The 26,302-nt window shown below is 70.5% G+C and carries 22 protein-coding genes and 1 rRNA gene; 11 read left to right on the top strand and 12 right to left on the bottom strand.

Features of this window, described 5'->3' with window-relative positions; translation table 11 throughout:
• The first annotated feature begins 130 nt into the window (after positions 1–130).
• Positions 131–247 (top strand): 5S ribosomal RNA (gene rrf, locus ACFKCF_RS02150).
• A 53-nt stretch (positions 248–300) separates the two neighbouring features.
• Here rrf and ACFKCF_RS02145 read toward each other — a convergent pair.
• Positions 301–927: a LysE family translocator gene (locus ACFKCF_RS02145; RefSeq protein ID WP_394490008.1), complete on the bottom strand. Its 627-nt coding sequence runs from the start codon at positions 925–927 to the stop codon at positions 301–303.
• Between the two features lie 97 nt (positions 928–1,024).
• Between ACFKCF_RS02145 and ACFKCF_RS02140 the strand changes: the two genes are divergently transcribed.
• Together ACFKCF_RS02140 and ACFKCF_RS02135 are read left to right on the top strand one after the other, a co-directional pair.
• Positions 1,025–1,483, top strand: a complete 459-nt coding sequence (locus ACFKCF_RS02140) for an Lrp/AsnC family transcriptional regulator (RefSeq protein ID WP_394490006.1) — start codon at positions 1,025–1,027, stop codon at positions 1,481–1,483.
• 305 nt (positions 1,484–1,788) lie between these two features.
• On the top strand, positions 1,789–1,911 hold the full coding sequence (locus ACFKCF_RS02135) for a hypothetical protein (protein ID WP_394490004.1): 123 nt from the start codon (positions 1,789–1,791) through the stop codon (positions 1,909–1,911).
• Positions 1,912–1,915: 4 nt separating this feature from the next.
• Here the strand turns inward: ACFKCF_RS02135 and ACFKCF_RS02130 are convergent, their stop codons facing one another.
• Positions 1,916–2,401, bottom strand: a complete 486-nt coding sequence (locus ACFKCF_RS02130) for a winged helix-turn-helix transcriptional regulator (protein WP_394490002.1) — start codon at positions 2,399–2,401, stop codon at positions 1,916–1,918.
• Positions 2,402–2,497: 96 nt separating this feature from the next.
• On the opposite strand from ACFKCF_RS02130, the gene ACFKCF_RS02125 reads away from it, so the two are divergent.
• Positions 2,498–3,073 (top strand): dihydrofolate reductase family protein, encoded by a 576-nt coding sequence (locus ACFKCF_RS02125; protein WP_394490000.1) that lies wholly within the window; start codon positions 2,498–2,500, stop codon positions 3,071–3,073.
• Between the two features lie 51 nt (positions 3,074–3,124).
• On the opposite strand, the gene ACFKCF_RS02120 is transcribed toward ACFKCF_RS02125, so the two are convergent.
• Positions 3,125–4,594, bottom strand: coding sequence for a phosphodiester glycosidase family protein (locus ACFKCF_RS02120; protein ID WP_394489998.1), 1,470 nt, complete (start codon positions 4,592–4,594; stop codon positions 3,125–3,127).
• Between the two features lie 257 nt (positions 4,595–4,851).
• Here ACFKCF_RS02120 and trpS point away from each other — a divergent pair, with 257 nt between their 5' ends.
• On the top strand, positions 4,852–5,814 hold the full coding sequence (gene trpS / locus ACFKCF_RS02115; RefSeq protein ID WP_394489996.1) for a tryptophan--tRNA ligase: 963 nt from the start codon (positions 4,852–4,854) through the stop codon (positions 5,812–5,814).
• On the opposite strand, the gene ACFKCF_RS02110 is transcribed toward trpS, so the two are convergent.
• The 4 genes from ACFKCF_RS02110 to ACFKCF_RS02095 are packed head-to-tail and all read right to left on the bottom strand — an operon-like array spanning position 5,811 to position 10,898.
• Positions 5,811–6,851, bottom strand: coding sequence for a methyltransferase (locus ACFKCF_RS02110; protein WP_394489994.1), 1,041 nt, complete (start codon positions 6,849–6,851; stop codon positions 5,811–5,813). The genes trpS and ACFKCF_RS02110 overlap by 4 nt on opposite strands.
• Before the next feature lie 27 nt (positions 6,852–6,878).
• On the bottom strand, positions 6,879–8,498 hold the full coding sequence (locus ACFKCF_RS02105) for a PucR family transcriptional regulator (RefSeq protein ID WP_394489992.1): 1,620 nt from the start codon (positions 8,496–8,498) through the stop codon (positions 6,879–6,881).
• A 57-nt stretch (positions 8,499–8,555) separates the two neighbouring features.
• A complete protein-coding gene (locus ACFKCF_RS02100) occupies positions 8,556–10,184 on the bottom strand; it encodes an AMP-binding protein (protein WP_394489990.1) in 1,629 nt (542 codons plus the stop codon).
• A gap of 12 nt (positions 10,185–10,196) precedes the next feature.
• A complete protein-coding gene (locus ACFKCF_RS02095) occupies positions 10,197–10,898 on the bottom strand; it encodes a TetR/AcrR family transcriptional regulator (RefSeq protein ID WP_394489988.1) in 702 nt (233 codons plus the stop codon).
• A 112-nt stretch (positions 10,899–11,010) separates the two neighbouring features.
• Here ACFKCF_RS02095 and ACFKCF_RS02090 point away from each other — a divergent pair, with 112 nt between their 5' ends.
• On the top strand, positions 11,011–12,396 hold the full coding sequence (locus ACFKCF_RS02090) for an MFS transporter (protein ID WP_394489986.1): 1,386 nt from the start codon (positions 11,011–11,013) through the stop codon (positions 12,394–12,396).
• Here ACFKCF_RS02090 and ACFKCF_RS02085 read toward each other — a convergent pair.
• On the bottom strand, positions 12,393–13,091 hold the full coding sequence (locus ACFKCF_RS02085) for an alternative oxidase (RefSeq protein WP_394489984.1): 699 nt from the start codon (positions 13,089–13,091) through the stop codon (positions 12,393–12,395). The genes ACFKCF_RS02090 and ACFKCF_RS02085 overlap by 4 nt on opposite strands.
• Before the next feature lie 237 nt (positions 13,092–13,328).
• Here ACFKCF_RS02085 and ACFKCF_RS02080 point away from each other — a divergent pair, with 237 nt between their 5' ends.
• The 3 genes from ACFKCF_RS02080 to ACFKCF_RS02070 all read left to right on the top strand — a co-directional run bounded on the left by ACFKCF_RS02080 (position 13,329) and on the right by ACFKCF_RS02070 (position 17,325).
• Positions 13,329–14,609, top strand: a complete 1,281-nt coding sequence (locus ACFKCF_RS02080) for an aspartate aminotransferase family protein (RefSeq protein WP_394489982.1) — start codon at positions 13,329–13,331, stop codon at positions 14,607–14,609.
• On the top strand, positions 14,606–16,111 hold the full coding sequence (locus ACFKCF_RS02075) for a CoA-acylating methylmalonate-semialdehyde dehydrogenase (RefSeq protein WP_394489980.1): 1,506 nt from the start codon (positions 14,606–14,608) through the stop codon (positions 16,109–16,111). The genes ACFKCF_RS02080 and ACFKCF_RS02075 overlap by 4 nt, the downstream gene beginning before the upstream one ends.
• Positions 16,112–16,197: 86 nt before the next feature.
• Positions 16,198–17,325 carry an extracellular solute-binding protein gene (locus ACFKCF_RS02070; protein WP_394489978.1) on the top strand — a complete coding sequence of 376 codons (1,128 nt, stop codon included), beginning with the start codon at positions 16,198–16,200 and terminating at the stop codon, positions 17,323–17,325.
• 535 nt (positions 17,326–17,860) lie between these two features.
• On the opposite strand, the gene gabT is transcribed toward ACFKCF_RS02070, so the two are convergent.
• Positions 17,861–19,189 (bottom strand): 4-aminobutyrate--2-oxoglutarate transaminase, encoded by a 1,329-nt coding sequence (gene gabT, locus ACFKCF_RS02065; RefSeq protein ID WP_394489976.1) that lies wholly within the window; start codon positions 19,187–19,189, stop codon positions 17,861–17,863.
• Between the two features lie 125 nt (positions 19,190–19,314).
• On the opposite strand from gabT, the gene ACFKCF_RS02060 reads away from it, so the two are divergent.
• Positions 19,315–20,928 (top strand): PucR family transcriptional regulator, encoded by a 1,614-nt coding sequence (locus tag ACFKCF_RS02060; RefSeq protein ID WP_394489974.1) that lies wholly within the window; start codon positions 19,315–19,317, stop codon positions 20,926–20,928.
• 4 nt (positions 20,929–20,932) lie between these two features.
• Here the strand turns inward: ACFKCF_RS02060 and ACFKCF_RS02055 are convergent, their stop codons facing one another.
• On the bottom strand, positions 20,933–21,559 hold the full coding sequence (locus tag ACFKCF_RS02055; protein WP_394489972.1) for a TetR/AcrR family transcriptional regulator: 627 nt from the start codon (positions 21,557–21,559) through the stop codon (positions 20,933–20,935).
• 294 nt (positions 21,560–21,853) lie between these two features.
• Between ACFKCF_RS02055 and ACFKCF_RS02050 the strand changes: the two genes are divergently transcribed.
• Positions 21,854–23,281 carry an aldehyde dehydrogenase family protein gene (locus tag ACFKCF_RS02050; RefSeq protein WP_394489970.1) on the top strand — a complete coding sequence of 476 codons (1,428 nt, stop codon included), beginning with the start codon at positions 21,854–21,856 and terminating at the stop codon, positions 23,279–23,281.
• 517 nt (positions 23,282–23,798) lie between these two features.
• On the opposite strand, the gene ispG is transcribed toward ACFKCF_RS02050, so the two are convergent.
• Complete coding sequence (ispG, locus tag ACFKCF_RS02045) at positions 23,799–24,962, bottom strand: flavodoxin-dependent (E)-4-hydroxy-3-methylbut-2-enyl-diphosphate synthase (protein ID WP_394489968.1); 1,164 nt, start codon at positions 24,960–24,962, stop codon at positions 23,799–23,801.
• Positions 24,963–25,001: 39 nt separating this feature from the next.
• The gene (dxr, locus tag ACFKCF_RS02040) at positions 25,002–26,180 is read right to left on the bottom strand and encodes a 1-deoxy-D-xylulose-5-phosphate reductoisomerase (RefSeq protein ID WP_394489967.1); all 1,179 of its coding nucleotides are present in this window, start codon (positions 26,178–26,180) and stop codon (positions 25,002–25,004) included.
• Positions 26,181–26,302: the final 122 nt, after the last annotated feature.

Raw genomic sequence — 26,302 nt, 5'->3', positions numbered from 1 at the left:
TGGAAGCGCGGTAACGTGTGGAGCTGACCGGTACTAATAGGCCGAGGACTTGACCACAAAGCAGACTTTTCTAGTCGTTGCTCGCGTCCATTATGTGATTCTGAGACAGCAAGTGGCTGTTTCAAGAGGTTACGGCGGTTATGGCGGGAAGGAAACACCCGGTTACATTCCGAACCCGGAAGTTAAGCTTCTCTGCGCCGATGGTACTGCACTCGGGAGGGTGTGGGAGAGTAGGTCGCCGCCGGACAATTTTTGAGGGGGTTCGACGCCTTGGGCGTCGGACCCCCTTTTTTTTTGTGCTCAATGAGTGCCGAGCGTGGCGGCCGCGACCACGAGGAGCATCGTTCCGGAGACGGCCGAGATCCGGCGGGCGGCCTTCGGGGTCCGCGTCAGGGCGTGGCTGGCCCGTGCCGTGGCCAGGGCTATCAGGCCGTACAGGACGGCGCAGTTCGCGACGTGGAGCAGGCCGAGTGCGGCGAGCTGGAAACCCAGGGGGATGCTCGTCTCCGTGGAGATGAACTGGGGCATCAGCGACAGATAGAGCAGCACGCCCTTCGGGTTGAGCAGGGCCGTGAGCATGCTCTGTCGCAACACCCTGCCCGTGGGCTGCGGGGCCGCGCCCGGGACGGGGGTGCCGGGCTTCCTGAGTGACGCCAGGGTCTTGATCGCCAGGAAGACCAAGTATGCGGCGCCGGCGTACCGCATCGCGGGCAACGCGGCGGGGACCGCGCGAAGTGCGGCGGCCAGGCCGGCGGCGGCCAGGATGGTGTGCACGGTGTAGCCCGAGCAGATCCCCGCCACCGCCGTGAGGCCGGTGCGGCGGCCCTGTCCGAGCGAGCGGGCCATGACGTAGAGCATGTCGGGCCCCGGCGTGAAGATCAGCAGCAGGTCCATGCCCAGGAAGAGCACCAGCAGCCGGATATCCATGAAAACCACCTCCTCATCGGGACGGTAGTAAAGGAGGGGTGGCACACGATGGCCTATTTGTGCTGCTTCGCGCAGTGGGGTGGCAGGATATTGCGGTGTGGACAGGATTGACCGCAGGATCCTCCAGGAGCTGCAGCGGGACGGGCGGCTGAGCAACACCGAGCTGGCCGACCGGGTCGGACTCACACCGTCACCGTGCCTGCGCAGGGTGCGGCAGTTGGAGGAGTCCGGCGTCATCCGCGGCTACCGGGCGCTGGTAGACGGAGACGCGGTGGGACGGGGCTTCCAGGCGTTCGTCACCGTGGTGATGAGGTACGAGGATCACGACACGGTGGCGGAGTTCGAGCGGCAGGTGGCGGGCATGCCGGAGGTGGTGGAGGCGCACCGGCTGTTCGGCGACCCGGACTTCCTGCTGCGGGTGGCGGTGGCGGATCTGGCGGCATATGAGCGGTTCTACTCCGAGACGCTCTCCGGGCTGCCGGGGGTGGCGCAGGTGACGTCGCACCTTGCGATGAAGGCCGTGAAACCGGACACGGGGCTACCGCTGGAGGCTTGAGGCCCGACGCGCGCACGGCTGGGCTGCCGTCGTGCGAGGGCGAGGTCGTGCAGGGCACCGGCGTCGCACACGTCACATGGCATACGCACGGCTGGTCCGCGCCGCGTGGGCCGCGTGGGCCGCGATGGCCGTCGCGCGGTTGGGTCGCCGTGGGCGTCGGGTGGCTGGTCCGCGTCGCGTAGGTCGCTGTGGGCGTCGCGCGGGTGGTCCGCGTCGCGTAGGTCGCTGTGGGCGTCGGGTGGCTGGTCCGCGTCGCGTAGGTCGCTGTGGGCGTCGCGCGGGTGGTGCATGTCGCGTGGGTTGTGATGGCTGTCGGGCGGCTGGTCCTCGTCGCGTGGGCCGTGCACATCTCGTACATCGCTGTGGGCGTTGCGTGGCTGGTGCGCGTCTCGGGCGACGGTCTGGGTGTCGTGTCCGACTTCACCTAAGGGGTCAGAGTGCGTCGGTGTAGGCCTTGGCCAGGCGTTCCATGACGCTCGGGCCGTCCCGTTCCGGCGGTGGGGCGCCGAGGTGGATGGTCCGCAGCTCGGCCATGAACTCGTTCCACAGCTCCGGCCCGCCGGCGGCGAGCAACTCCGCTCGCACCCGCAGCCGCTTCGTGGTCGGGCGGTGGCGCAGGCCCCAATCGCCGAGCTGCGCGAAGACCGGCACCAGCTGGATCGACGCCTCGGTCAGGCTGTAGGCGGCCCGCCGTCCCGGCCCCGCGTCCTCGCGGGTCAGCAGGCCCGCGTTCACCAGGCGCTTCAGCCGGTCGGCCAGGATGTTGGAGGCGATCCCCTCCTCCGAGCCGGCGAGCAGCTCCCTGAAGTAGCGCCGGCTCCCGAACATCACGTCCCGCAGCACGAGCAGGCTCCAGCTGTCACCGAACGCCTCGACCGCGGCATTGATCGGGCAACCCGAACGCGCCGGCTCCGCCAACTCGCACCTCACCTCCGAACCGGTTACAATCTACCATCAGGTGCCCTAGCGTGAGCCTACCGATTGCAAATCGCAAGCAGATGCAGGAGGCAACGGATGGGCGACACCGAGCCGCAAACCGCGGGCGGAAAGGTGCTCTGGCACTTCACGATGTCGCTGGACGGGTTCGTGGCGGGGCCGAACCACGAGATGGACTGGATGGTCGGGGCCTCGTTCCGTCCCGGCCTGGTCGATGAGTACGCCGAGACCACGGGGGCCGTGCTGGGAGGCCGAGACGGCTGGGACCGGTACCCGGATCCCGGCGGCATCTACGGCGGCGCCTGGAAAGGGCCGCTCTTCGTGCTCACCCACCACCCCGAGGACGCGACCCCCGTCGACGGAGTCACGTTCCTGAGCTGCGACCCGGCCGAGGCGGTGCGGATCGGGCTGGAGGCGGCCGGGGGCAAGAACCTTGAAGTGTTCTCTTCGACCATCGGCCGTCAGCTGCTCGAACGGGGACTGATCGACGAGATCGACCTGCACATCGCGCCGGTCCTGCTGGGAGAGGGCATCCGGCTGTACGACAACCCCGGCGGCGAGCCGATCCGCCTTCACCGGATGGGGGAAGGCGACCCCGTGGCGGTCGTGAACGTGCGTTACCGGCCCGCCGTAACGGCGGAGCTCCCCGAATAGGCGGGCCGCAGCCGTGCCCCCGGGGAGTGGTGGCACGGCTGCGGACCGGTCTTACTTGGGCAGGACCAGGAGGGCGTCGCCGACGCCGCGCTCCACGCCGTCCGAGGGCCGGTTGACCAGCTTGTTGCCGACCACCATGGCCGTCGAGCCGCCCCCGTCCAGGTTGATGGCCTGCGTGGCCCCCAGCCACCGCATGAACTGGGCCGCCTCGTGGAAGTTCGCCCCGACGGTCACTCCCGGGCTGCGGCCGTCGATGGTGGCGATGATGAGGCTGCCGTTCCTCGTGGTGCCGAGGAGGGTGCGCGGGTGGCGGCGCAGGATCATGTTGACGGAGTCGTGGCCGTCCTGCTTGGCCATGATCTTCACCTTGCCGTTCCGCACGAGGCCGACGCTGCCCGCGATCACGTTGAGGTCCGGGGTCAGCGGGAGCGCCTTGCGGGTACGCAGGTCCACGACCTTGGTGTCGACCTTGACCGTCCAGTCCTGGAAGGCGTGCTCGTTGAGCCAGTCGGCGGCCAGGCCGTTGCCGTGCAGCACCCGCGTCCCGGCGGCCACCGCGGCGCCCGATGCGCGGAGGCCGACGACCTTGCCGTTGGCGTCGAGGACGGCGTCGGTCCCCCCGGTGGGCGTCTTGGCGCCCCACTCCTCGGTGTAGAGCACCAGCTCGTCCGTCGTGACGGCCCGGTTGACGCCGTTGACCTCGGTCTTCTGCCCGTCCTGCGAGGTGGCGGTGACGGTGGTCCTCAGCTCGGTGATCTTGGCCGTACGGCCCTTGAGCACGACGGCCGAGCGGCCGGGGACGGCCTCGCTGAGCAGCTTGCCCTTGACCACGGACGCGCCGACGGGCTCGCCGCGCAGCGCCTTGTCGGTGTGGATGTTGAAGAAGCCGCCGTTGACGCCGACCAGCGCGTTCTGGGCCTTGGCCATGGACGAGACGGTCTCCCGCTTGGCCACGCTGGTGCCGAGCGAGGCCGCGAACGAGCCGCCGAACGCCCTGGGGTCGATCATCACGACCTTGACGTCCCAGGGGCCGGTGGTCTTGAGCCCGTCGTCGCCGAGGTAGTCGACCTTGACCTTCAGCCCGGCTTCCTTGAGCTTCTTGGCGGTCTCCTCGGCCTTCTTCTTGTCATCGAGGGACCAGAGGCCGACCCGGACCATGTACACGGTCTGGGAGGGGGCGTCGGCGACGCTCGGCCGTACCACCTTCTGCACGCTGGGGGTCTCCCCGGCGGCCTCCACCTCGGCGGCCTTTGCCTCGGCGGTCGTCTGCATTCCGTAGTCGCGCCCGCTCGGCATCAACACGGTCACCGTGTAGCCGTCGGTCGCCGAACCGGCCTTCACGTCGTACAGATCGATGCCCTGCGCGACGGCGGTCATCGTCTTGGTCGGCACGGGCCTGCTGCCCAGCGGGAACTTGGCCGACGGGAACCGCACCGACGCCTGCTCCGCGGCGGCGGGCAGGGTGGTGAGAGTGAGCGCGGCGGCTATGGCCAGGCCGCCGGCGAGGGTGCGTCGAGACATGAATTCTCCAGAGGGCGGAAAAGGGACCGCACCATACTGGCGAGATCATGGTCGCCGGGGCAGGCGAACACGCTAAACGGTAAAAGAGGTTACGAGATTGACACCGCAAACGGATACACTTCGCCTATGACACGCATCAGCATGTGGTGGCGGCCGACAGACGGCCGCTGATTCCCCATGCGCGGGCCGTCTCCGAGACGGCCCTCCAAGCGTGCGGTCCTCTCCGAGACGGCATGACCTGAAGGAGAGAGACCGAAATGAACGACGTCGTACTCACGGGTGACCGCCCGACCGGTTCGCTGCACCTCGGCCACTACTTCGGCTCGCTGGCCAACCGCGTCACGCTGCAGGACAAGTTCCCGATGTACGTGCTGATCGCCGACTACCAGGTGATCACCGACCGCGACCTGCCCGGCGCGATCCAACGCAACATCACCGAGCTGCTGCTCGACTATCTGGCGGTGGGCATCGACCCGGCCAAGGTGACGATCTTCCAGCACAGCGCGATCCCTGAGCTGAACCAGCTGCTGCTGCCCTTCTTGAGCCTGGTGTCGGTCTCCGAGCTGCACCGCAACCCCACGGTCAAGGACGAGATCGCGCACAGCTCGCAGCGGGCGGTCAGCGGCCTGATGTTCACCTATCCGGTGCACCAGGCCGCCGACATCCTGTTCTGCAAGGGCACGCTGGTGCCCGTGGGCAAGGACCAGCTCCCGCACGTGGAGGTGACGCGGCTGGTGGCGCGCCGCTTCAACGAGCGGTACGGCGAGGTGTTCCCGGAGCCCGAGGCCATGATGGGCGAACAGCCGCTGCTGCAGGGGCTCGACGGCGGCAAGATGAGCAAGAGCCGCGGCAACGCGATCGCCCTGTCGGCCACCGAGGACGAGACGGCCGCCCTCATCCGCAAGGCCCGCACGGACTCCGACCGGCTGATCACCTTCGACGAGACACACCGGCCGGAGGTGGCGAACCTCCTCACCCTGGCCGGCCTCTGTCTCGGCCGCCCGCCGCGGGACATCGCCGAGGAGATCGGGGACGGGGGCGCGTCCGCGCTCAAGAAGCTGGCCACCGAGGCGGTCAACGAGTTCCTGCGGCCGATCAGGAGGCGCCGCGCCGAGCACACCGAGGAGGAGGTGCGGCAGGTCCTGGCCGCGGGGAACGCGGCGGCCAGAGAGCGGGCGATCACGACCCTGGACGAGGTGCGGGCGGCGATGGGCTTCTAATGGGGGACTCGGTGCGCTGGGAGCGAGGCCAGGGCCAGCTCGGTGGGGACGGAGCGGAGCGGGCGGCGGTGCCGGGGCGCGCGGAAGCCCGCCGCCCGCAGCAGCTGCGACACCTCCCGGAAGCCTCGCACCCTGCCGCCGGCCGTGACCAGGTAGTTCAGGTCCAGCAGGCGCAGCAGGGCGCGGCTGGCCCGGCCGGGCATGACGCTGTCCCCGAACTGGTCGCCCACCACGACCGTCCCGCCCGGGTTGAGGGCCGCCGCCACCCGCCCCAGGAGGGTGGCCGCCTGCGCGTCGTCCAGCCCGTGCACGACGTTGAACATCAGCGCGATGTCGTACCCGTCGCCCAGGTCGCCGTCCAGGAACGACCCGGCACGCACGCTCAGCCGGGGGTGGGCGGCGGTGGCCTTGAGCGCCTGCGGCAGGTCCAGGACGGTGGCGTGGAGCCGGGGGTGCCGCCGCAGCAGCTCCAGGCTGAACCGGCCGTGGCCGCCGCCCACGTCCAGCACCCGCCGGGCGCCGCGCGGCACCGGGACGGCCCTGGCCATCGCCGGAGCCTGCCGGCCGGCCAGCGCCGCCGTCCACGCCTGGAACGACCGGGACAGCTCGGGATCGCTCTCCAGGAGCTCGTAGAAGGGCGTGGCGGGCGACCCGTCGCGCACCGCCGTCTCCAGCCGGGGCCAGATCACGCACGCCGTACGTTCCCAGAACTCCAGCCCCGCCACCAGGGACTGTGGCGAGTCCGTAGTGAACCACAGCCGAGAGGCGCGGGTCAGGCGGTAGCGGCCGCCGCGGACCCGCAGGTAGCCGAGCCCGGCCAGGGAGCGTAACAGCATGTCCGAGGAGCGGGCGTCCAGGCCGAGCCTGCCGGCGAGCTCGGCGCCGGTGGACGGGCGCTCGCGCAGGGCGTCGAAGACGCCCGTCCTGGCCGCCGCGACGAGCGCGTGCAGGCCGAGGACGCCGAAGTAGTCGAGCATCGGAGGCACGAGCGACAGCCGGTGCGCCGCGGCCTCCAGGGCGTTGTAGAAGAGGGGCACGAATGCGACGCTAGGCGCCCGGGGCGGTCAGCGGGGTTCGCGGCGGAAGGACTCCAGGGCCAGGAGCGCGACGTGGAGCGACATGCAGGACTCGACGTCGTCCAGGTCGGTGTCGAGGACGCGTTCGAGGCGGCGCAGGCGGTCGTAGAAGGCGGGCCTGGACAGGTGGGCCTTCTGCGCGGCGACCGCCTTGTTGCGCCCGGCGTCGAGGTAGATGCGCAGGATCCGGGTCAGGTCGCCGCCCCGCTGGGCGTCGTGCGCCAGCAGCGGCCCCAGCTCCCGCTCCGCGAACGTCTGCAGCCGGGCGTCGTCGCGCAGCAGGTGCAGCAGCCCCCGCAGGCGCAGGTCGGGCAGCCGGTAGAAGGCGCGCCCGTCCGGCTGGCGGACGGCCACGTCGGCCACCTGCTCGGCCTCCAGGAAGCTGCGCCGTACGTCCCTGATGGACTCCACGACCGAGCCCGCCGCCAGCACGAACGCGAGCCCGCCCGGCCGCCACAGCACGCGCAGCCGCTCGGCGAGCGTGGTCAGCGCGGGCTCGGCCTGGGTGCGGGGCGGGAGGGGCAGCAGCACCCCGACGCGCTCCTGGTCGAGGGCGCCGACGAGGGCGGGCAGGCGGGCGTCGCGGCAGGCGGCGGCGGTGGCCTCGGCGAGTTCGCCGAGCTGGGCCTGGCCGTCGAGCGCCTGGTCGGCCGGCTCGGTGGGCCGGATGACGACGCTGATCAGCTTGCGTCCCGTGAGCGGTACGCCGACGGCCCTGGCGCGGGCGGCGGCCTCGTCGGGGTCGGCGTAGGCGTGGGTCAGGATGCCGGTGATGATCGTGCCGTGCGCCTGGCGTTCGAGCGACTCCTGGTGGCGTTCGAGCAGGCGGCCGAGGGCGAGCGTGGTGGCGGCGCGCTCGGCCAGCACCATGTCGCGCGGCGTCGGCGCCGAGTCGCAGATCAGGATCAGCCGGCCCCAGTCCTGCCCGCGCGCGCCCACCGTGGTGACCAGCCATCCGGAGGCGGGGTCGTACGCGGTCCGCTCGGCCGGGGCCACGCCCCTGGACCGGGTCTCCCAGCCGGCCAGCAGCGCGCCCGCGTCGCGCCCGGCGGACTCGCAGGCCAGCACCTGGTGGGCGAGGTTCTCCAGCAGCACGGGCCGGTTGGACAGCCTGGCCACCTGCGCCAGCACCTCGGCGGGCGAGGCGCCCTCGACCGACAGCTCGGTGAAGACCTCGTGGAGCTGCTCGGAGGCGCGCAGCTCCTCCAGCTGGATGTCGATGATCCGGGCGTGCACGGACTCGGTGATCTGTACGAACGGCGTCTCGCGGGCCAGCACGATGAGCGGCAGCCCGTGCTCCTCGGCCCTCTTGACCACGGCGGGCGGCAGCTCCTTGACGAACCTGCGGCCCAGCTCGACGATCAGCCCCGAGGCGCCCACGGAGGCGAGGTCGCCGATGTAGTCGGCGAGCTTCTCCGGGTCTTCCGGCAGCGCCACGCCCGTGGTGAGCACCAGCTCCCCGCCGCGCAGCAGGTGGGCGAGGTCGGCGATCTCGCCGACGTGCACCCACCGGACCCTGGTGTCGAGCCGGTCGGCGCCCGCGACCACGCGCGGGCTGCCCCGGCGTACGGTCTCCAGTGCGAGGACATCGGCGATGGTGGGCAACACGGGGCAGAGCCTAGCCGATCGTTCTGTAAGAACGGCCATGCTCCCATTTACGCTTTGTCACGAGCTGAGGTCCTCCTCCCGGTATTCCTGGCGAGGTTCGCGCACCCGTAGCTCGACCCGGCGAATCTTGCCGGAGATCGTCTTGGGCAGCTCGGCGAATTCCAGCCGCCGCACCCGCTTGTAGGGGGCCAGCTCTCTGCGGCAGTGCTCGAAGATCGAGCGGGCGGTGGCCTCGTCCGGCTCGAACCCGGGCGCGAGCGTCACATAGGCCTTCGGTACGGCCAGGCGTACCGGATCGGGGGCGGGCACCACGGCGGCCTCGGCCACGGCGGCGTGCTCCAGCAGCACGCTCTCCAGCTCGAACGGCGAGATGCGGTAGTCGGAGGCCTTGAAGACGTCGTCGGTCCTGCCGACGTAGGTGATGTAGCCGTCCTCGTCGCGGGTGGCGACGTCGCCGGTGTGGTAGAAACCGCCGCGCATCGCATCACTCGATCCACCGACATATCCGGACATGAGGCCTGCGGGGCGGCGGGCGTCCAGCGGCAGGCAGATCTCGCCGTCGTCCCCGGGTCTGCCGCTGACGGGGTCGATCAGCACGACGTCGTAGCCGGGCAGCGGACGCCCCATCGATCCGGGCTTGACCGGCTCGTCCGGCGCGTTCCCGATCTGCGCGGTGGTCTCGGTCTGGCCGTAGCCGTCCCTGATCGTGATGCCCCACGCCTTGGCGACCTGGTCGATGATCTCCGGATTGAGCGGTTCGCCGGCGGCCACGGCCGTGCGCAGCGGCAGCTTGCACGCCGCGAGGTCCTCCTGGATGAGCATCCGCCACACGGTCGGCGGCGCGCAGAACGTGGTGACGCGCTCGTCCCGCAGCACCTCCAGCAGCGCGGGCGCGGAGAAGCGCGGGTAGTCGTGGATCAGCACGGTGGCGCCCGCGTTCCAGGGGGCGAAGACGTTGCTCCAGGCGTGCTTGGCCCATCCGGGCGAGGACACGTTGAGGTGCACGTCGCCCGGCTTCAGCCCGATCCAGAACATCGTCGACAGGTGCCCGGCCGGATAGGACGCGTGCGTGTGCTCGACCAGTTTCGGCTGCGAGGTCGTGCCGGAGGTGAAGTAGAGCAGCAGCGTGTCGCCCGCCCGCGTCGGCGCGTCGGGAACGAAGAGCGAGTCCTCCTCGTACGCCTCGTGGTACGGCAGCCAGTTGTAGGCGTCGCCGACGGCGATCTTCGTGTATTCGCCGCTCCCGAACTTGCCCGCGTCAGCGGCGTTGGCGATCACGTGGGCCACGCCGCCCCTGACGACACGTTCCGAGATGTCCTTGGCGGTCAGCAGGGTCGTGGCCGGGACGATGACCGCGCCCAGCTTCATCGCGGCCAGCAGCGACTCCCACAGCTCGGCCTGGTTGCCCAGCATGAGCAGGATCCGGTCGCCCCGGCGCACGCCCTGCCGGTGCAGCCAGTTGGCGACCTGGCTGGAACGGGCGGACAGCTCGGCGAAGGTGTAGCGGGCGCTGCTCGCGCCCACGATCTTGAGAGCGACGGCGTCGGGGGTCTCGGCGGCCAGCACCCCGTCGAACCAGTCGAGCGCCCAGTTGAACTCCTCGAGCTCCGGCCAGCGGAAGTCGCGGCGGGCGGTGGCGGCGTCGGCCTGGAGGAGGAGGTCGCGGGCGGCACGGAACTCGTTCATGCCCGAATCCTGCTACGTCGCCAGCCGCCGCTCAAGGCCGTCGAGCACCGACACCAGCCCGAAGTCGAAGGCCACCTGGCGGATGGTCTGCAGATCGTCGTAGGCGGTCATGTCCATGCGCTCCAGCATCTCGGGATAGTCCCTGACCGCCCTGGTGACCATCTCCTTCATCTGGGCGGGGTCGTAGTCCTGCTCGCCCATGGTGGAGTTCCAGGCGACCTCGGGGATGGTCATGCCGTAGATGTAGGCGGTGAGCGTGCTGCCGGCGTAGTCGACGTCCATCCCCTCGAATCCGGCCTGCTTGAACATCCGGCGCATCCGGTCGGCGACCTGGATGGCGTTGGGACCGAGGGCGGGCATGCGGCCGAGGAGGTCGGCCGACCAGGGGTGGCGCAGGATCGCGGTGCGCATGCTGTAGGCCAGGGCCGAGGCCGCGTCGCGCCAGCCGACGTCCTCCGGCTCGGGCATGCTCATCTCGCCCCACACGTGGTCGTAGACCAGCTCCAGCAGCTCGTCCTTGTGGGCGACGTACCAGTAGATGCTGGTGGCGCCCGCGCTCAGCTTGGCGCCAAGCTTGCGCATGCTGAGCCCGTCGAGGCCCTCCGCGTCGAGGATCTCGATCGCGGCCCGGACGATCTCGTCACGGCTACGCCCCGGGCTCGCGGTCCTGCGCGGCTCGCGAAGCCAGACGGAGGCGAATTGCTTGCCGGTCATCCTCCAAGGATAAATCCACTCGCACACTGTACGAGATCTGTCGTACGCTGTGCGAGTGGACTCGAACACTGTACGAGACCCCCGCCGCTGGTGGATTCTCGTCGTACTCTGCTTGGCGCTTCTGGTGCTTGTCGTCGACAACACCGTTCTCAACCTCGCCATCCCCTCGCTGAACGAGGAAATGGGCGCGACGCCGTCGGACATCCAATGGATCATCGACGCGTACGTGCTGGCCTACGCCGGTCTGCTGCTCACCTCGGGCAGCCTGTCCGACAAGTACGGCCGCCGCCTGTTCCTGATCGTCGGCCTGGCGTTCTTCGGCGGCGCGTCGCTGCTGGCCGTGCTCGTCACCGAGCCCTGGCAGCTCATCGCCGCCCGCGCGCTGATGGGCATCGGCGGCTCGCTGGTCATGCCCTCGACGCTGTCGATCCTGATGACCGTCTTCGACGAGACGGAGCGGCGCAAGGCGATGGCCTCCTGGAGCGCGGTGGCCCTGGTCGGCATGGTGTCGGGCCCCACCGTGGGCGGCCTCATGCTGCAGCATTACTGGTGGGGCTCGGTCTTCCTGGTGAACATCCCCATCGCGGCGATCGCCATCGTGGCCGCCCTCGTGCTCATGCCCGAGAGCCGCAGCAGCGGGCGGAAGATCGACCCGGTGGGCGTGGTGCTGTCGACCGTCGGCCTGACGGCGGCCGTTTACGTCATCATCGAGCGCGAGTGGAACGTGATCGGCATCGCGATCGCGGTCCTCGCCCTCGGCGGCTTCGTGGTCTGGGAGCGCAAGCAGGCGCAGCCGATGCTGCCCCTGCACCTGTTCGCCAACCGCAACTTCAGCGGCGCGTCGTTCTCGATCCTGCTCATGGCCTTCGGCGCCGGCGCCGTGATGCTCATGCTGACCCAGTACCTGCAGTTCGTGCTGGGCTACAAGGAGATGCAGGCCGGTCTGGCCATGCTCCCCTACGGCGTGGCCGCCGCGATCTTCAACGGCGTGGGCGCCGGCCTGGGCAAGAAGCTCAGCAACCGGGTGCTGATCGGGGCCGGCCTGCTGGTGATGGCCTGCGGGTTCGTCGTCATGGCCACGACCACCGGATATCTCCCGCTCCTCACGGGGCTGGTGATCATGGGCGTCGGCGGCGGGCTGGCCGGGCCGTCGGCGTACTCCTCGCTGATGAGCGCGATCCCCATGGAGCACGCAGGCGTCGGGTCGGCGCTCAACGACACCGTCCAGCAGGTCGGCATGGCGATGAGCATCGCGATCCTGGGCAGCGTGCTGGCCGGGCAGTACACCTCGCAGATGCCGGCCGACCTGCCCGCCGCCGCCAGGGAGTCGATCGGCGGCGCGCATCTGTCGGGCTTCGCCGAGGCCGGCAACCAGGCGTTCACGTCGGCCATGCACCTGGGCTCGTGGGTCGGGGCGGCGTTCTGCGTGGCCGCCGCGCTGCTCGCGTTGGCCGTGCTGCGCCCGGCCGCCGTGGCCCCGGAACCCGTGAAGGTCTAGCGGACACGGGGCTCGCGCATGCTCTCCAGGCTGTCGAGCTTGTGGGTGCGCTCGTCGTGGCCGATCTGCCGGAGCAGGTCGGCCACCGAGCGGTAGCGGCCGTACTCGGCGGCGTACGTGCCGGGGTCGGGCACGAAGTCCAGCTCCGGGTTCTCGGCCACGAACGTCATGTACTCGTGCTCGGCGTGGTCCTCGAACTCCGCGTTCAGCCGGTAGCTCCAGTCCGGCCTGACCAGGAACAGCACCCAGGACACGTGGTAGTAGAAGAACGCGATCAGCCAGGGCGCGGCCCGGTGCAGCAGCCAGGTCTGCCGCTGCCCGGTGCGCTGCACCAGGTCCTGCAGGATCAGCAGGTGCCACTGCTCGTTGTCCTGGTCGGCGCGGGCCTCCACGATCCGCTCGAAGATCCGTCTGGCCAGCGCCGAGCGGCCCCGATGGCGGTGCACGGCCCAGTAGCCCATCCGCTCCCACGCCTGGTACGGCACGCGGGCGATGATCTCCAGCATGGCGAACTTCGTGTACGAGCCCTGCTCGCCGTACATGATGTCCACGGGCTTGAACATCATCTTGGCCAGCAGGCTGTACTTCATGCGCGGGGTGTCCAGCGTGTCCTGCTGGGCCCGGCGGAGCTGGTCGCGGTCGAGCTTGGGCGGGCCGGCGGGCGCTTCGGGGCGGTGGTCGACGGTGATGGTCATCTCGATCTCTCTTTCGCTTTTCGGGATGATCCGATGGTGGCCGACCGGCACGGCCCCGGTCGTCGCCCGCCAGTGGTCATTCGACGTGCCTCCGGCGGCGTAGCGGCCGCGCCCCGCGTACATCGCCAGGCGGACGGGACATCCCCTAAGGGACGTTTGCAGGGTGTAAGTGGATTTTCCGCTCCTCCGACAGGTTGTAGTTGGGGCCCGGGGAGAAGAAAAGGGATACTCGGTAACATGTCGGAGCTACTCGCGCGCCATCGGGCCGTCATGCCCAACTGGCTGGCCCTCAACTACAACGAGCCCATCGAGATCGTCAGCGGCAAGGGCAACCGTGTCATCGACGCGGACGGCAAGAGCTACCTGGACTTCTTCGCCGGAATCCTGACCAACATGATCGGGTACGACGTGCCCGAGGTGCGCGAGGCCGTCGAGCGCCAGATCGCCACCGGCGTGGTGCACACCAGCACCGTCTACCTGCTGCGCGGCCAGATCGAGCTGGCCGAGAAGATCGCGCGAATCTCCGGCATCCCCGACGCCAAGGTCTTCTTCACCAACTCCGGCACCGAGGCCAACGAGACCGCCCTGCTCCTGGCCACGTACGCGCGCAAGACCGACCAGGTGCTCGCCATGCGGCAGAGCTACCACGGGCGCAGCTTCGGCACGATCGGCGTCACCTCCAACCGCTCCTGGAAGAACAACTCGCTCTCCCCGCTCAACGTGACCTTCCTGCACGGCGCCGACCGGCATCTCGCCCAGTTCAAGGGCATGTCGGACGCCGAGTACATCCAGGCGTGCGTGGACGACCTGCGCCACGTGCTGGCCACGGCGGTCTCCAACGACGTGGCTGCGCTGATCGCCGAGCCGATCCAGGGCGTGGGCGGGTTCACGATGGCCCCCGACGGGCTGTTCGCCGCGTACAAGGAGGTCCTGGACGAGCAGGGCATCCTGTTCATCTCCGACGAGGTGCAGACCGGCTGGGGCCGTACGGGCAGCTCGTTCTTCGGCATCGGCAACCACGGCGTGATCCCCGACATGATGACCTTCGCCAAGGGGTTGGGCAACGGCTTCGCCGTCGGCGGCATCGTGGCGCGCGGCGACCTCATGGACGCCCCGCACGCCGTGGGCCTGGCCACGTTCGGCGGCAACCCGATCTCCATGGCCGCCGCCAACGCCACCCTCGACTACGTGCTCGACCGCGACCTGCAGGCCAACGCCGCACGTACGGGCGAGATCATCATCAGCGGCCTCCAGGAGGCCGCCAAGCGCCTGCCCGTGGTCAAGAGCGTGCGCGGCAAGGGCCTGATGTTCGCCGTCGAGCTGGAGAGCCCCGCCCAGGCCGCCCGCTTCATGGAGGAGACCAAGAAGGCGGGCCTGCTGGCGGGCAAGGGCGGCCTGTACGGGACCGCCATCCGCATGGCCCCGCCCCTGACCCTTACGGTGGAGGAGGCCGTCGAGGGTCTCGGCATCATCGTGACCGCTCTGGAAACCATCAACGCAGAGGCAGCAGCTCAGTGAAGTCCGTCAAGCACTGGATCAACGGAGCGCTCGCGGACGGGGACTCCCGCGCCGCCGAGCTCTTCAACCCCGCGACCGGCGAGGTCAGCGGCCACGTGGCGCTGGCCTCCGCGGCCGACGTGGACGCGGCCGTGGCCGCCGCCGTCGCGGCCTTCCCGGCCTGGCGGGACGCGTCGCTGGTCAAGCGGGCGCAGGTGCTGTTCCGCTTCCGCGAGCTCATGTACGCCCACCGCGACGAGCTGGCCGCGCTGATCTCCGCCGAGCACGGCAAGGTCCACTCCGACGCGCTCGGCGAGGTGGCCCGCGGCCTGGAGGTCGTGGAGTTCGCCTGCGGGATCCCCCACCTGCTCAAGGGCGGCTTCTCCGAGGGCGTCTCGACCAGGGTCGACTCCTACTCGATCCGCCAGCCGCTGGGCGTCGTGGCCGGCATCACGCCGTTCAACTTCCCGGCCATGGTGCCGATGTGGATGTACCCGGTCGCGATCGCGTGCGGGAACGCCTTCGTGCTCAAGCCGTCGGAGAAGGACCCGTCAGCCTCGCTGCTCATGGCGCGGCTCTGGAAGGAGGCCGGGCTGCCCGACGGCGTCTTCAACGTCGTGCAGGGCGACAAGGTCGCCGTGGACCGGCTGCTGGAGCACCCCGACGTGCGCGCCGTGTCGTTCGTCGGCTCCACCCCGATCGCCAGGTACGTCTACGAGACCGGCACCGCGCACGGCAAGCGCGTGCAGGCCCTCGGCGGCGCCAAGAACCACATGCTCGTGCTCCCCGACGCCGACCTCGACCTGGTGGCGGACTCGGCGGTGTCGGCGGGGTTCGGCTCGGCGGGGGAGCGGTGCATGGCGATCTCCGTCGTGCTGGCCGTGGACCCGATCGGCGACGAGCTCGTCCAGAAGATCGTCGAGCGGGTGGACAAGCTGGTCATCGGCCCCGGCGACGACCCGAAGTCCCAGATGGGGCCGCTGGTCACCGAGGTGCACCGTGACAAGGTCGCCTCCTATCTCGACCTCGGCGTCGAGGAGGGCGCGAAGCTGGTCGTGGACGGCCGCGAGACGGCCGTGCTCGGCGGCGGCAAGGCCGCGGAGACGCCCGGCTTCTGGCTCGGGCCGACCGTGCTCGACCACGTCCGGCCGGGCTCGCAGACGCACACGGACGAGATCTTCGGCCCGGTCCTGTCGATCGTGCGGGTGTCCTCGTACGAGGAGGGCCTGGAGATCATCAACGACGGCCTGTACGGCAACGGCACCGCGATCTTCACCAACGACGGCGGCGCTGCCAGGCGCTTCCAGAACGAGGTCGAGGTCGGCATGGTCGGCATCAACGTGCCCATCCCGGTGCCGATGGCCTTCTACAGCTTCGGCGGCTGGAAGTCCTCGCTCTTCGGCGACACGCACGTGCACGGCACCGAGGGCGTGCACTTCTACACCCGCGGCAAGGTCGTCACCTCGCGCTGGCTCGACCCCTCGCACGGCGGCGTGAACCTCGGCTTCCCCACGAACAAGTAGGGGTACGACGCCCGGGGCGGGCGGGACAAGCGTCCCTCCCGCCCCACTCCCCGGTAAGCTCCACCACACGGACAAGGGGGGACATCGTGAATCGTCGTCGTGCTTATGCCCTGGCGCTGGCCGCATCGGCGCTGATCGCAGGCGTTGGCGCGGCCGGTCCCACTCCCGTCCCCACGCCTGCCCGCACCTCCAGCCCCACTCCCACTCCCACGCCGAGCGCGACGCAGAGCGACGGCACGCTCCAGATCCTCACCTACCGCGGTTACGCCGAGTACGGCGGCACCAGCCCCAAGGTCAACTGGGTGGGCAACTTCGAGAAGGAGACCGGCTGCCGGATCGCCAAGCTCGACACCGTGCAGAGCGCCAAGGAGATGGAGGATCTGTCCGCCTCGCGGCCGTACGACATCATCTCCGCCGGGCCGGTGCTGGCCGCCAAGCTGGTCGAGGCCAATCTGGTGCAGCCCGTCGACCCGGCCAAGGTGAGCGGCTACGACGACATCGACCGGCGTTTTCGCGACATGTCCACTGTGTCCGGCAAGGTGTACGGGGTGCCGTACCTGTGGGGCTATCACGAGTTCATCTACGACTCGACCAAGGTCAAGGGCGATCTCAAGCAGGCCTTCGCCTCCGACCGGGTGGCGCTCAGGGACAGCCCGCTGACGATCGCCGACGCCGCGCTGGCCGTGGGCTCGGCCAAGGACCCGTACGAGCTGAGCCAGGACCAGCTCGACCGCGCGGTGGCGCTGCTCGAGCAGAGCAAGGCGCGCACCTACTGGCGGAGCCCGATCGACCTGGTGCAGGGGTTCGCGACCGGGTCGCTCGACTACGCCCAGGCCACCCCGTACTACCGCCTGCTCCTGCAGAAGGCCGGAAAGCCGGTCAAGACGCTCGCGACGCCCGAGACGACCGGGTGGGTGGACTCCTGGATGCTCGGTGTGAACATCCCCGACACCACCTGCGCCTACCGGTGGCTCAACTGGGTGACCGCGGCCAACGCGCAGCGCGACGCCGCCGCGTGGGTGGGGCTGGCACCGGCCAACGCCAAGGCGTGCAAGGGGCGGGCCAAGCTGATGTGCGACCTGTACGGCAGGGGCAAGAAGCTCGACCGGGTCGACTTCGCCGTACGGCCTCCCGGGGATTGCCGGGCGGATGACGGGGAATGCACTGATTACCTCACTTGGGGCAAAAAGTGGGAAGCGCTGCTCGCCAAGTGAGCGAGGCCGGCGATCGCCGCCTGTGACGGTGCCGCGGGCGCGCCCGTTCCCCCCTGGGCGTGGCCTGCAAGGGACGCCCCGGGCCTTCCCCCCCCGTCCCGGGGCGTCTCGTCAAGCGTGCTCGCTCAGCGGACCGGGAAAGCCACCACCGTCGACTTGGGTGTGGGCAGAAGCGCCTCGGCGCAGTCGCCGCAGGCCAGGACCGACGAGTCGTCGGGCAGGCGCCCCACGCGCACGCGGGGTCGCGGCCATCTCTTGTGACAGACGACGCAGGCGTCGCCCTCGCGCTGGGCCCAGGTCAGGCCTTCAGGGTCGAACGTCAACATACTCCGCGCCGTTCTGGTCGGACTCCAGCTCATCATGCTTCCTGCTGTCATCGCCCATCCGTATACCGGAACCGTTATAACCCTGACCGCGGCCGTGAGTGTCCTGCTGAGCGTCAAGTCAGGGTGAATTCTCTACCCGAGCGACGTCACTTACACCACAAAATCGGGCATCCAGCCGCAAGCCGGATGCCCGATTGATGGGGTTTCTTCTAGAGTTCGGCGATCGCCTTCTCCAGGATGCCGAGGCCCTCCTCGAGCAGGTGCTCGGGGATGACGAGCGGGGGCAGGAAGCGCAGGACGTTTCCGTACGTGCCCGCGGTCAGGACCAGCAGGCCCTCGGCGTGGCAGCGCTTGACGATCTCCTGGACGGCGGTGGGGTTCGGCTCCTTGGTGCCCGGCTCGACCAGCTCGATCGCGATCATCGCGCCCCGGCCCCGGACGTCGCCGATCACGTCGAAGCGCTCCTGGAGGGACTTGAGGCGGGGGAGCATGATCTCGCCGATCCGGCGGGCCTTCGCGACGAGGTCCTCCTCCTCGATGGTCTCCAGCACGCCGAGCGCGGCCTCGCAGGCCAGGGGGTTGCCGCCGTACGTGCCGCCGAGGCCGCCGACGTGCACCTTGTCCAGGATCTCCGCGCGCCCGGTCACGGCGGCCAGCGGCAGGCCGCCCGCGATGCCCTTGGCCGTGGTGATGATGTCGGGCACGACGCCCTCGTCCTCGCAGGCGAACAGGTCGCCCGTCCTGGCGAAGCCGGTCTGCACCTCATCGGCCACGAAGACGATGCCGTTGGCCTTGCAGAACTCCGCGATGCGCGGCAGGAAGCCCTTGGCCGGCTCGATGAACCCGCCCTCGCCCGCGATCGGCTCGATCACCACGGCGGCCACGTTGCCCGGGCCGATCTGCTTGGTGATCATGTCGATGGCCTGCGCCGCGGCCTCCTCGGCGCAGTTCTCGGGGCCGGAGGGCCAGCGGTACGGGTAGGCCAGCGGCACCCGGTACACCTCCGGCGCGAACGGGCCGAAGCCGTGCTTGTACGGCATGTTCTTGGCCGTCAGCGTCATCGTGAGCAGCGTGCGGCCGTGGTAGCCGTGGTCGAACACGACGACGGCCTGCCTGCCGGTGGCGTGCCTGGCGATCTTGACCGCGTTCTCGACGGCCTCGGCGCCCGAGTTCACCAGGAACGTGCGCTTCTCGTGCTCGCCCGGGGTCAGCTCGTTGAGCTTCTCGCACACCCGGACGTACGACTCGTACGGGGTGACCATGAAACAGGTGTGGGTGAAGTCGGCGACCTGCTTCTGGACGCGTTCGACGACCTTGGGCGCGGCGTTGCCCACGTTCGTCACGGCGATGCCGGAGCCGAAGTCGATCAGCGAGTTCCCGTCGGCGTCCTGCACCACGCCGCCGCCGGCGCGGGTGACGAAGACCGGCAGCGTGGTGCCGATGCCGGGCGGGACGGCGGCCTGCTTGCGGGCCAGCAACTCCTGCGACTTGGGGCCTGGGATCGCGGTCACGACGCGCCGCTCCTGGGGAATGCTCATGGATTCGACGCTACGGCGGGCTCCCACCTGCGCCGATACGTCGATATGTCACACTGAAGGGGGTCGTCTTTGCCGGAATGGACAAATTTCGTATGCCGCCTACGCTCCGGACCGTCGTACGCCGCATGAGGCTCCGGCCGGTGGCCGGAATTCCCGGCCACGGGGCCCGCGGCGTGCTGGACGCCGCGGTGCGCTGGGTGGCGGTCAGCGAGCTCGCGGACCCGACGCCGTACCTGGAGGGCGGGGAGCTCCTCCTCACCACGGGCATGCGGATGGAAGGCGACCAGTCCCAGTATGTCGCCCGCCTCGTGGCCCGCGGCGTCGCGGGGCTGGGCTTCGGGGTCGGCGTCTCGCACGAGGAGGTGCCCCCCGCCCTGGTGAGCGCAGCCGAGGAGGCGGGGCTGCCGCTGTTCGAGGTGCCGCGCGAGACCCCGTTCATCGCGATCGGCAAGGGGGTCAGCGAGCTGCTGGCGGCCGAGCAGTACGACGAGATCAGCCGGGCCTTCGCCGCCCAGGGCCGTCTTACGCGGGCGGCGCTGCGGCCGGAGGGCATGCACGCGGTGATCGACCGGCTCGCCAAGGAGGTCGGGGGGTGGGCCGCGCTGCTGGACGAGGCGGGCGAGGTGCGCCACGCCACGCGCGGCGCCAACACGGACGCCGTCGTCTCCGAGCTCGCCCGCCTGCGCACCACCCGCCCCCCGGAGCCCCGCCTTCTGGAGCCCGGCGACCCTGCGGAGCCCGCCCCTGCCGAGGAGAGGGGCGCCGGTGGCGGTGGTGCGCGTGGTGGGGTCCGCGGTGGGAGCGATGGTGCGCGTGGTGGGGTCCGCGGCGGGGCTGGGGCGCTGCCCGCGAGCCTGGCGTTGTCCGGGCCGGGGGAGCACATCGTGGTGCAGCCGCTGGGCGGCGGCGGTGCGCGGCCGCGCGGCTTCTTCGCCGTCGGGGCCGGGCAGCCCTTCTCGCCCGTCACCCATACGGTCATCAACGCCGCGGGCTCCCTGCTCACCCTGGCGCTGGAGCAGAGCAGGACCCAGCTGGAGGCCGCGCGGCGGGCCCGCTCCGCCGCACTGGAGCTGCTGCTGTCGGGTGCGCGGGAGCAGGCGCGGGCGGTGCTGGGGCCGCTCGGCGGGCGGCTCCCGGAGGAGCCGCTGACGGTGCTGGCGGCGGGCGCCGACGCGCTGGAGGCGCTGGAGCCGCTGGCGTTCGCGGCGCTGTTCACCGACGGGGGCGCCGCCTCCTTGGCGGAGCGGCCGCTGGCCGTCGCCCTCGTGGCCGACACCGTCGCGGAGAAGGTGGCGCTGGAGGCCGACGCGTCGGTGGGCGTGAGCCTGCCCTGCGGCTACGCCCCCGAGGATCTGAACGGCGCGCTGGACCAGGCGGGGCGCGCCCTGGCGGCGGGACTCGGGACTGCTGGGACGGCAGGGAAGGGCCGGGTGGTGAAGTTCGGAGAGCTGGCCGGGCAGGGGCTGCTCGGGCTGCTCGACCGGGCCGCCGCCCAGGCGTTCGCCGCCGCGCTGCTGGCCCCGCTCACCGCGTACGGGTCCCGGGCCGACCTGGTCGCGTCGCTACGCGCGTACCTCGACAGCAACGGGCACTGGGACGCGGCGGCGCAGCGGCTCGGCGTGCACCGCCACACCCTGCGTTACCGCATGAAACGCGTCACCGAGCTGCTCGGACGCGACCTCGACGACCCGGGTGTGCGCGCCGAGCTCTGGCTCGCGCTCGAAGCCACCCGCCGATGACGCGCTAGCCCTGCTTCTCCACCAGAAAGCAGCAGATGGTCGCCGTCGTCACGGCCTCGTAGGTGCGCCCGTCGCGCAGGTGACCGGCGCGTTCCAAGCTGATGGCCCCCTGGGCCGCCGCCCACAGCGCGTCCGCGATCTTGCGGGGCTGGGTCGGGATCAGGTAGCCGGCCGAGATGCAGTCGGCGATCACCCGGTCGAGGATGTTCAGGGCGGCGCGGGCCAGGGTCCTGGCGCGCTCGCTGGGTTCGAAACCGGGGATCGCCCGCTCGAACATCAGGCTGTAGTAGCCGGGCTCCGACAGGCACGCCTGGCGGTAGGCGGGCCCGAGCGCGCTCAGGTGCTCGAACGGGTTGCGCCGCGTCGGCACCGCCTCCAGAAAGCGTCGAAACCGCTCGAACCCCTCCAGGTAGAGCGCCTCAGCCAGCCCCTCCCTGTTGCCGAACATCGTGTAGATGACGGTCGTCGTGCACCCCGCCTCGGCCGCGATCCGGCGCATGGTCAGGCTGTCGGGCCCGTCGCTCTCGAGGAGGTTCACCGCCACGTCGAGGAGGCGGGAGCGGAGTTCGTCGTGGGTGGCGCGCTCACCCAGGAGGTAGGCGCCCTGCAGCCCCAGCGGCGCCGAAGTCATGAGGCCTCCTCTGCGGCCAAGGAGCAGCTATGCGTCCTTGTGACCTCACGCTGTTCGGTCACGGGGCCCACGCCTTTCTCAGATCGGGGGCCCGCCGCGCTGGAGACCCGCACCGATGACTTAGCCATGGCGGAGATCGCTCAAACCACTCCGCATGGTAAACATCCCGAATTGGGTCTACTTCTGTTACATCATGGGTATACCAGGGAGCTTGTACTTAACGGTGAGCCCTGGTGGGAGTCTTGTGCACCATGGTGTAAATCCCCATCTCCTGCTTGGCATAACGTCATGTGTATGGACGTGCGTACCTTCTGGCTGGCCGGCCGCGCCGCGACCGGGGACTCCGAGCTCTCTGTGACCAACCCCCATGACGGCCGCGTGATCGGGCGGCACTCCGTACCGACCGATGCCCAGGTCGAAGAGGCCGTCGCGGCCGCGCACGCGGTGGCGCGGGAGGCCGCCGCGCTGCCCGTGCACGTGCGGGCCGAGGCGCTGGCCCACGTGTCGCGCCGGCTCGCCGAGCGGGCCGACGAGATCGCCCACCTGATCACGGCCGAGAACGGCAAGCCGATCTTCTGGGCGCGCGGCGAGGTCAACCGCGCCGTCGCCACGTTCCGCTTCGCCGCCGAGGAGACCCGCCGCTGGTCCGGCGACGTGCAGCGGCTCGACACCGAGCCCGCCGCGGCCGGGCGGCTGGCGTACGTCTCGCGCGTCCCGCACGGGCCCGTCCTGGCGATCACCCCGTTCAACTTCCCGCTGAACCTGGTCGCCCACAAGGTCGCCCCCGCCATCGCCGTCGGCGCCCCCGTCATCGTCAAGCCCGCCCCCGCCACGCCGCTCTCCTCGCTCCTGCTCGGCGAGCTCCTGGCGGAGACGGACCTGCCCGCGGGGATGTTCTCGGTGCTGCCGATCGAGAACGAGCGCGCCTCGGCGCTGGTCCAGGACCCTCGCCTCCCCGTGGTGTCGTTCACGGGCTCCGCGCCCGTCGGGTACGCCATCGCCGACCAGGTCCCGCGCAAGCACGTGACGCTCGAACTGGGCGGCAACGCCGCCGCCGTCGTGCTCTCCGACGCCGACCTCGACTGGGCCGCGCAGCGCATCGCGCTCTTCTCCAACTACCAGGCCGGCCAGAGCTGCATCGCCGTGCAGCGGGTCATCGTCGAGCAGCCCGTGTACGACGCCTTCGTCGAGCGCCTCCTACCGGCTGTCTCCGGCCTCGTCACCGGCGACCCGGCCGACGAGAAGACCCAGGTGGGCCCGCTGGTCTCGGAGGCCGCGGCGGAGCGGGTGGAGCAGTGGGTCAAGGAGGCCGTCGCCGCGGGCGCCCGCGTCCTGGCCGGCGGCACCCGCGAGGGCGCCACGATCGCCCCGACCGTGCTGGCCGACGTCCCGCACGACGCCAAGGTGGCGCGCGAGGAGGTCTTCGGCCCCGTCATGATCCTCCAGCCCGCCGCCTCGCTCGACGAGGCGTACGCGATGGTCAACGACTCGAAGTACGGCCTGCAGGCCGGGGTGTTCACCCGCTCCCTGGACGCCGCCTTCCGGGCGAACCGGGAGCTGGAGGTGGGCGGCGTGATCATCGGCGACGTCCCCTCGTACCGGGCCGACCAGATGCCGTACGGCGGGGTGAAGGACTCGGGGATCGGGCGCGAGGGGCTCCACTCGGCGATGGAGGACCTCACGTACGAGAAGGTCATGGTCCTGACGGGCCTGACGCTCTAGCCTCCCGCCCTGCCCGGGACGGACGGCTCTCCGGGTGCGCCGGCGCACCCCGCGGTGCCGGCGCACGACTCAGCGCGCCGTGCGCCCCTCGGGGGGTGCCGGGGAGATTGCCGGGGCGCGACACCCAGCCAAGCAGGCGCGGGTGCGGCGAGGGCCGGAGCACCATGCGGCGCCACCCCCGGCGCCGGTGCGGTCCGCAGTGGGACGGCGGAGCTCGGCGCAACGTCAACGGCGCTCAGCTCGGCGCGCTCCTGAGATGCCCGGTGTGCGGCCTCCCAGAGGGTCGTCTGCCCGGGGGCGGCGGGTCTCAGGAGGTGCGATGGCGTGCGGTCGCCCGCTGTGAGTGTGGCGGGTCGCAAGGGTGCGACGCCGTGGTGGCTCGCCGTGAGGGCGGCGGGTCTCAAAGTGCGACGCCGTGCCGTGGTCCGCTGTGAGGGTGGCGGGTCGCAAGGGTGAGAAGGCGTGTGGTGGCCCGCCGTGAGTGTGGCGGGCCACGCGGGAACGCGGGCTGGGTGGGTCAGCTGACGATGACCTGAGGGCCGGAGTCGTCGTCGAGGTCGACGTCGACGCCCATTTCCTCGGCCAGCCGGAGCGCCTCCTCGATCAGGGTCTCCACGATCTGCGACTCCGGCACCGTCTTGATGACCTCGCCCTTGACGAAGATCTGCCCCTTGCCGTTGCCCGAGGCCACCCCCAGGTCCGCCTCCCGGGCCTCCCCGGGGCCGTTGACGACGCAGCCCATCACGGCCACCCGCAGCGGCACCTTCAGGCCCTCCAGCCCGGCGTGGACCTGGTCGGCGAGGGTGTAGACGTCCACCTGGGCGCGGCCGCAGGACGGGCAGGAGACGATCTCCAGGCCGCGCTCGCGCAGCCCGAGGGACTCCAGGATCTGGGCGCCGACCTTGACCTCCTCCACCGGAGGCGCGGAGAGGGAGACGCGGATGGTGTCGCCGATGCCCTCCGCAAGCAGCGCGCCGAAGGCGACGGCGGACTTGACGGTCCCCTGGAAGGCGGGGCCGGCCTCGGTGACGCCGAGGTGGAGCGGGTAGTCGCACTTGGCGGCGAGCAGCCGGTACGCGTTGATCATCACGACCGGGTCGTTGTGCTTGACCGAGATCTTGATGTCGCGGAACCCGTGCTCCTCGAACAGCGAGCACTCCCAGAGCGCCGACTCCACCAGGGCCTCGGGCGTGGCCTTGCCGTATTTCTGCAGCAGGCGCGGGTCGAGCGAGCCGGCGTTGACGCCGATGCGGATCGGCACGCCGTGGTCGGCCGCCGCGCGGGCGATCTCGCCCACCTTGTCGTCAAATTTCTTGATGTTGCCGGGGTTGACCCGAACGGCCGCGCATCCCGCCTCGATGGCGGCGAAGACGTACTTCGGCTGGAAGTGGATGTCGGCGATGACCGGGATCTGCGACTTCTTGGCGATGATCGGCAGCGCGTCGGCGTCGTCCTGGGACGGCACGGCCACGCGCACGATCTGGCAGCCGGACGCCGTGAGCTCCGCGATCTGCTGCAACGTGGCGTTGACGTCGGCGGTCACCGTGGTCGTCATCGACTGCACCGAGACGGGTGCGTCGCCGCCCACGGGCACGCTGCCGACCATGATCTGGCGGGAGTGTCGGCGTTCGGCGAGCGGCTTGGGACGGACCGTCGGGATGCCGAGAGCTACAGAAGACATTTCAACCCTTACTGTGACGACGGTTTCCAGTCTAGGTAGTCAGCGGGACAGCTCGATCGCGCGGGCCCGGGCCCAGGCGTCGGCCGCGAGCACCTCCTCGACGGAGTCCGCCGGGGTGACCTGGTGCTCCTCGACGACCTTGGCCACGGTGTCGACGATCGCCAGGAACGGCAGCTCGCCCCGCATGAACGCGTCGAGGCACGCCTCGTTGGCCGCGTTGTAGACGGCCGGCGCGGTGCCGCCCTCGCCGCCGACGTGCCTGGCCAGCGCGACGGAGGGGAACGCGACGTCGTCGAGAGGCTCGAACGTCCACGTGTGCGCCTTGGTCCAGTCGATGGCCCGCGCCGCACCCGGGATGCGGTGGGGGTGGCTGAGCGCGAGCGCGATCGGCAGCCGCATGTCGGGCGGGCTGGCCTGGGCCACGGTCGAGCCGTCGACGTATTCCACCATGGAGTGGATGATCGACTGCGGGTGGACCACGACCTCGATGCGGTCGAAATTCAAGTCGAACAGCAGGTGCGCCTCGATGACCTCCAGCCCCTTGTTGACCAGGGTGGCGGAGTTGATCGTGATGGCCGGGCCCATCGACCAGGTGGGGTGGGCCAGCGCCATCTCGGGCGTGACGTCGGCCATCTCCTCGCGCTTCATCCCCCGGAACGGCCCGCCGCTCGCGGTGATCACGAGCTGCTTGACGCTGTCGGGGTCGTAGCCGTCGGGCCCCGAGGCCCACAGGCACTGCTGCACCGCCGAGTGCTCGGAGTCGACCGGGAGGATCTGGCCGGGCTTGGCGAGCCGCTTGACCAGCGGGCCGCCGATGATCAGGGACTCCTTGTTGGCCAGCGCGAGGGTCCTGCCCGCCTCCAGCGCGACCAGCGTGGAGGTCAGCCCGAGCGCGCCGGTGATGCCGTTGAGGACGGTGTCGCACTGCCAGGCCGCCACCTCCGCGACCCCCTCCGGGCCGCCGAGCACCGTGGGCTTCGCGCCGAGCGCGGACAGCGCGTCCTTCAGCGCGGGCACGGCCGCCGCGTCGGCCACCGCGACCGCCTCGACGCCGAACGACGCCGCCTGCCTGGCCAGCAGGTCGACCCGGCCGCCGCCCGCCGCCAGCCCGGTGACCTTGAAGCCGCCGGGGTTGGCGGCGACGACATCGAGGGCCTGGGTGCCGATGGAGCCGGTGGAGCCGAGCACGACGACGGATCGGAGGGTCTCTTCTTGCACCTGTCCATTGTCCCCGCTGCAGGGCGCGCTCAGGCACGCGGCGCCGATCGCGCCGAAATCCCCGCACTTATGTGACCTGAGATAACGCAGTTAATTCATGCCGGAATACAGCTATATCGGTA

This window comes from Nonomuraea sp. JJY05 (genome assembly GCF_043496855.1).
In the GTDB taxonomy this organism is placed as follows: Bacteria; Actinomycetota; Actinomycetes; order Streptosporangiales; family Streptosporangiaceae; genus Nonomuraea.
This window is presented reverse-complemented; position numbering and strand designations above follow the sequence as displayed.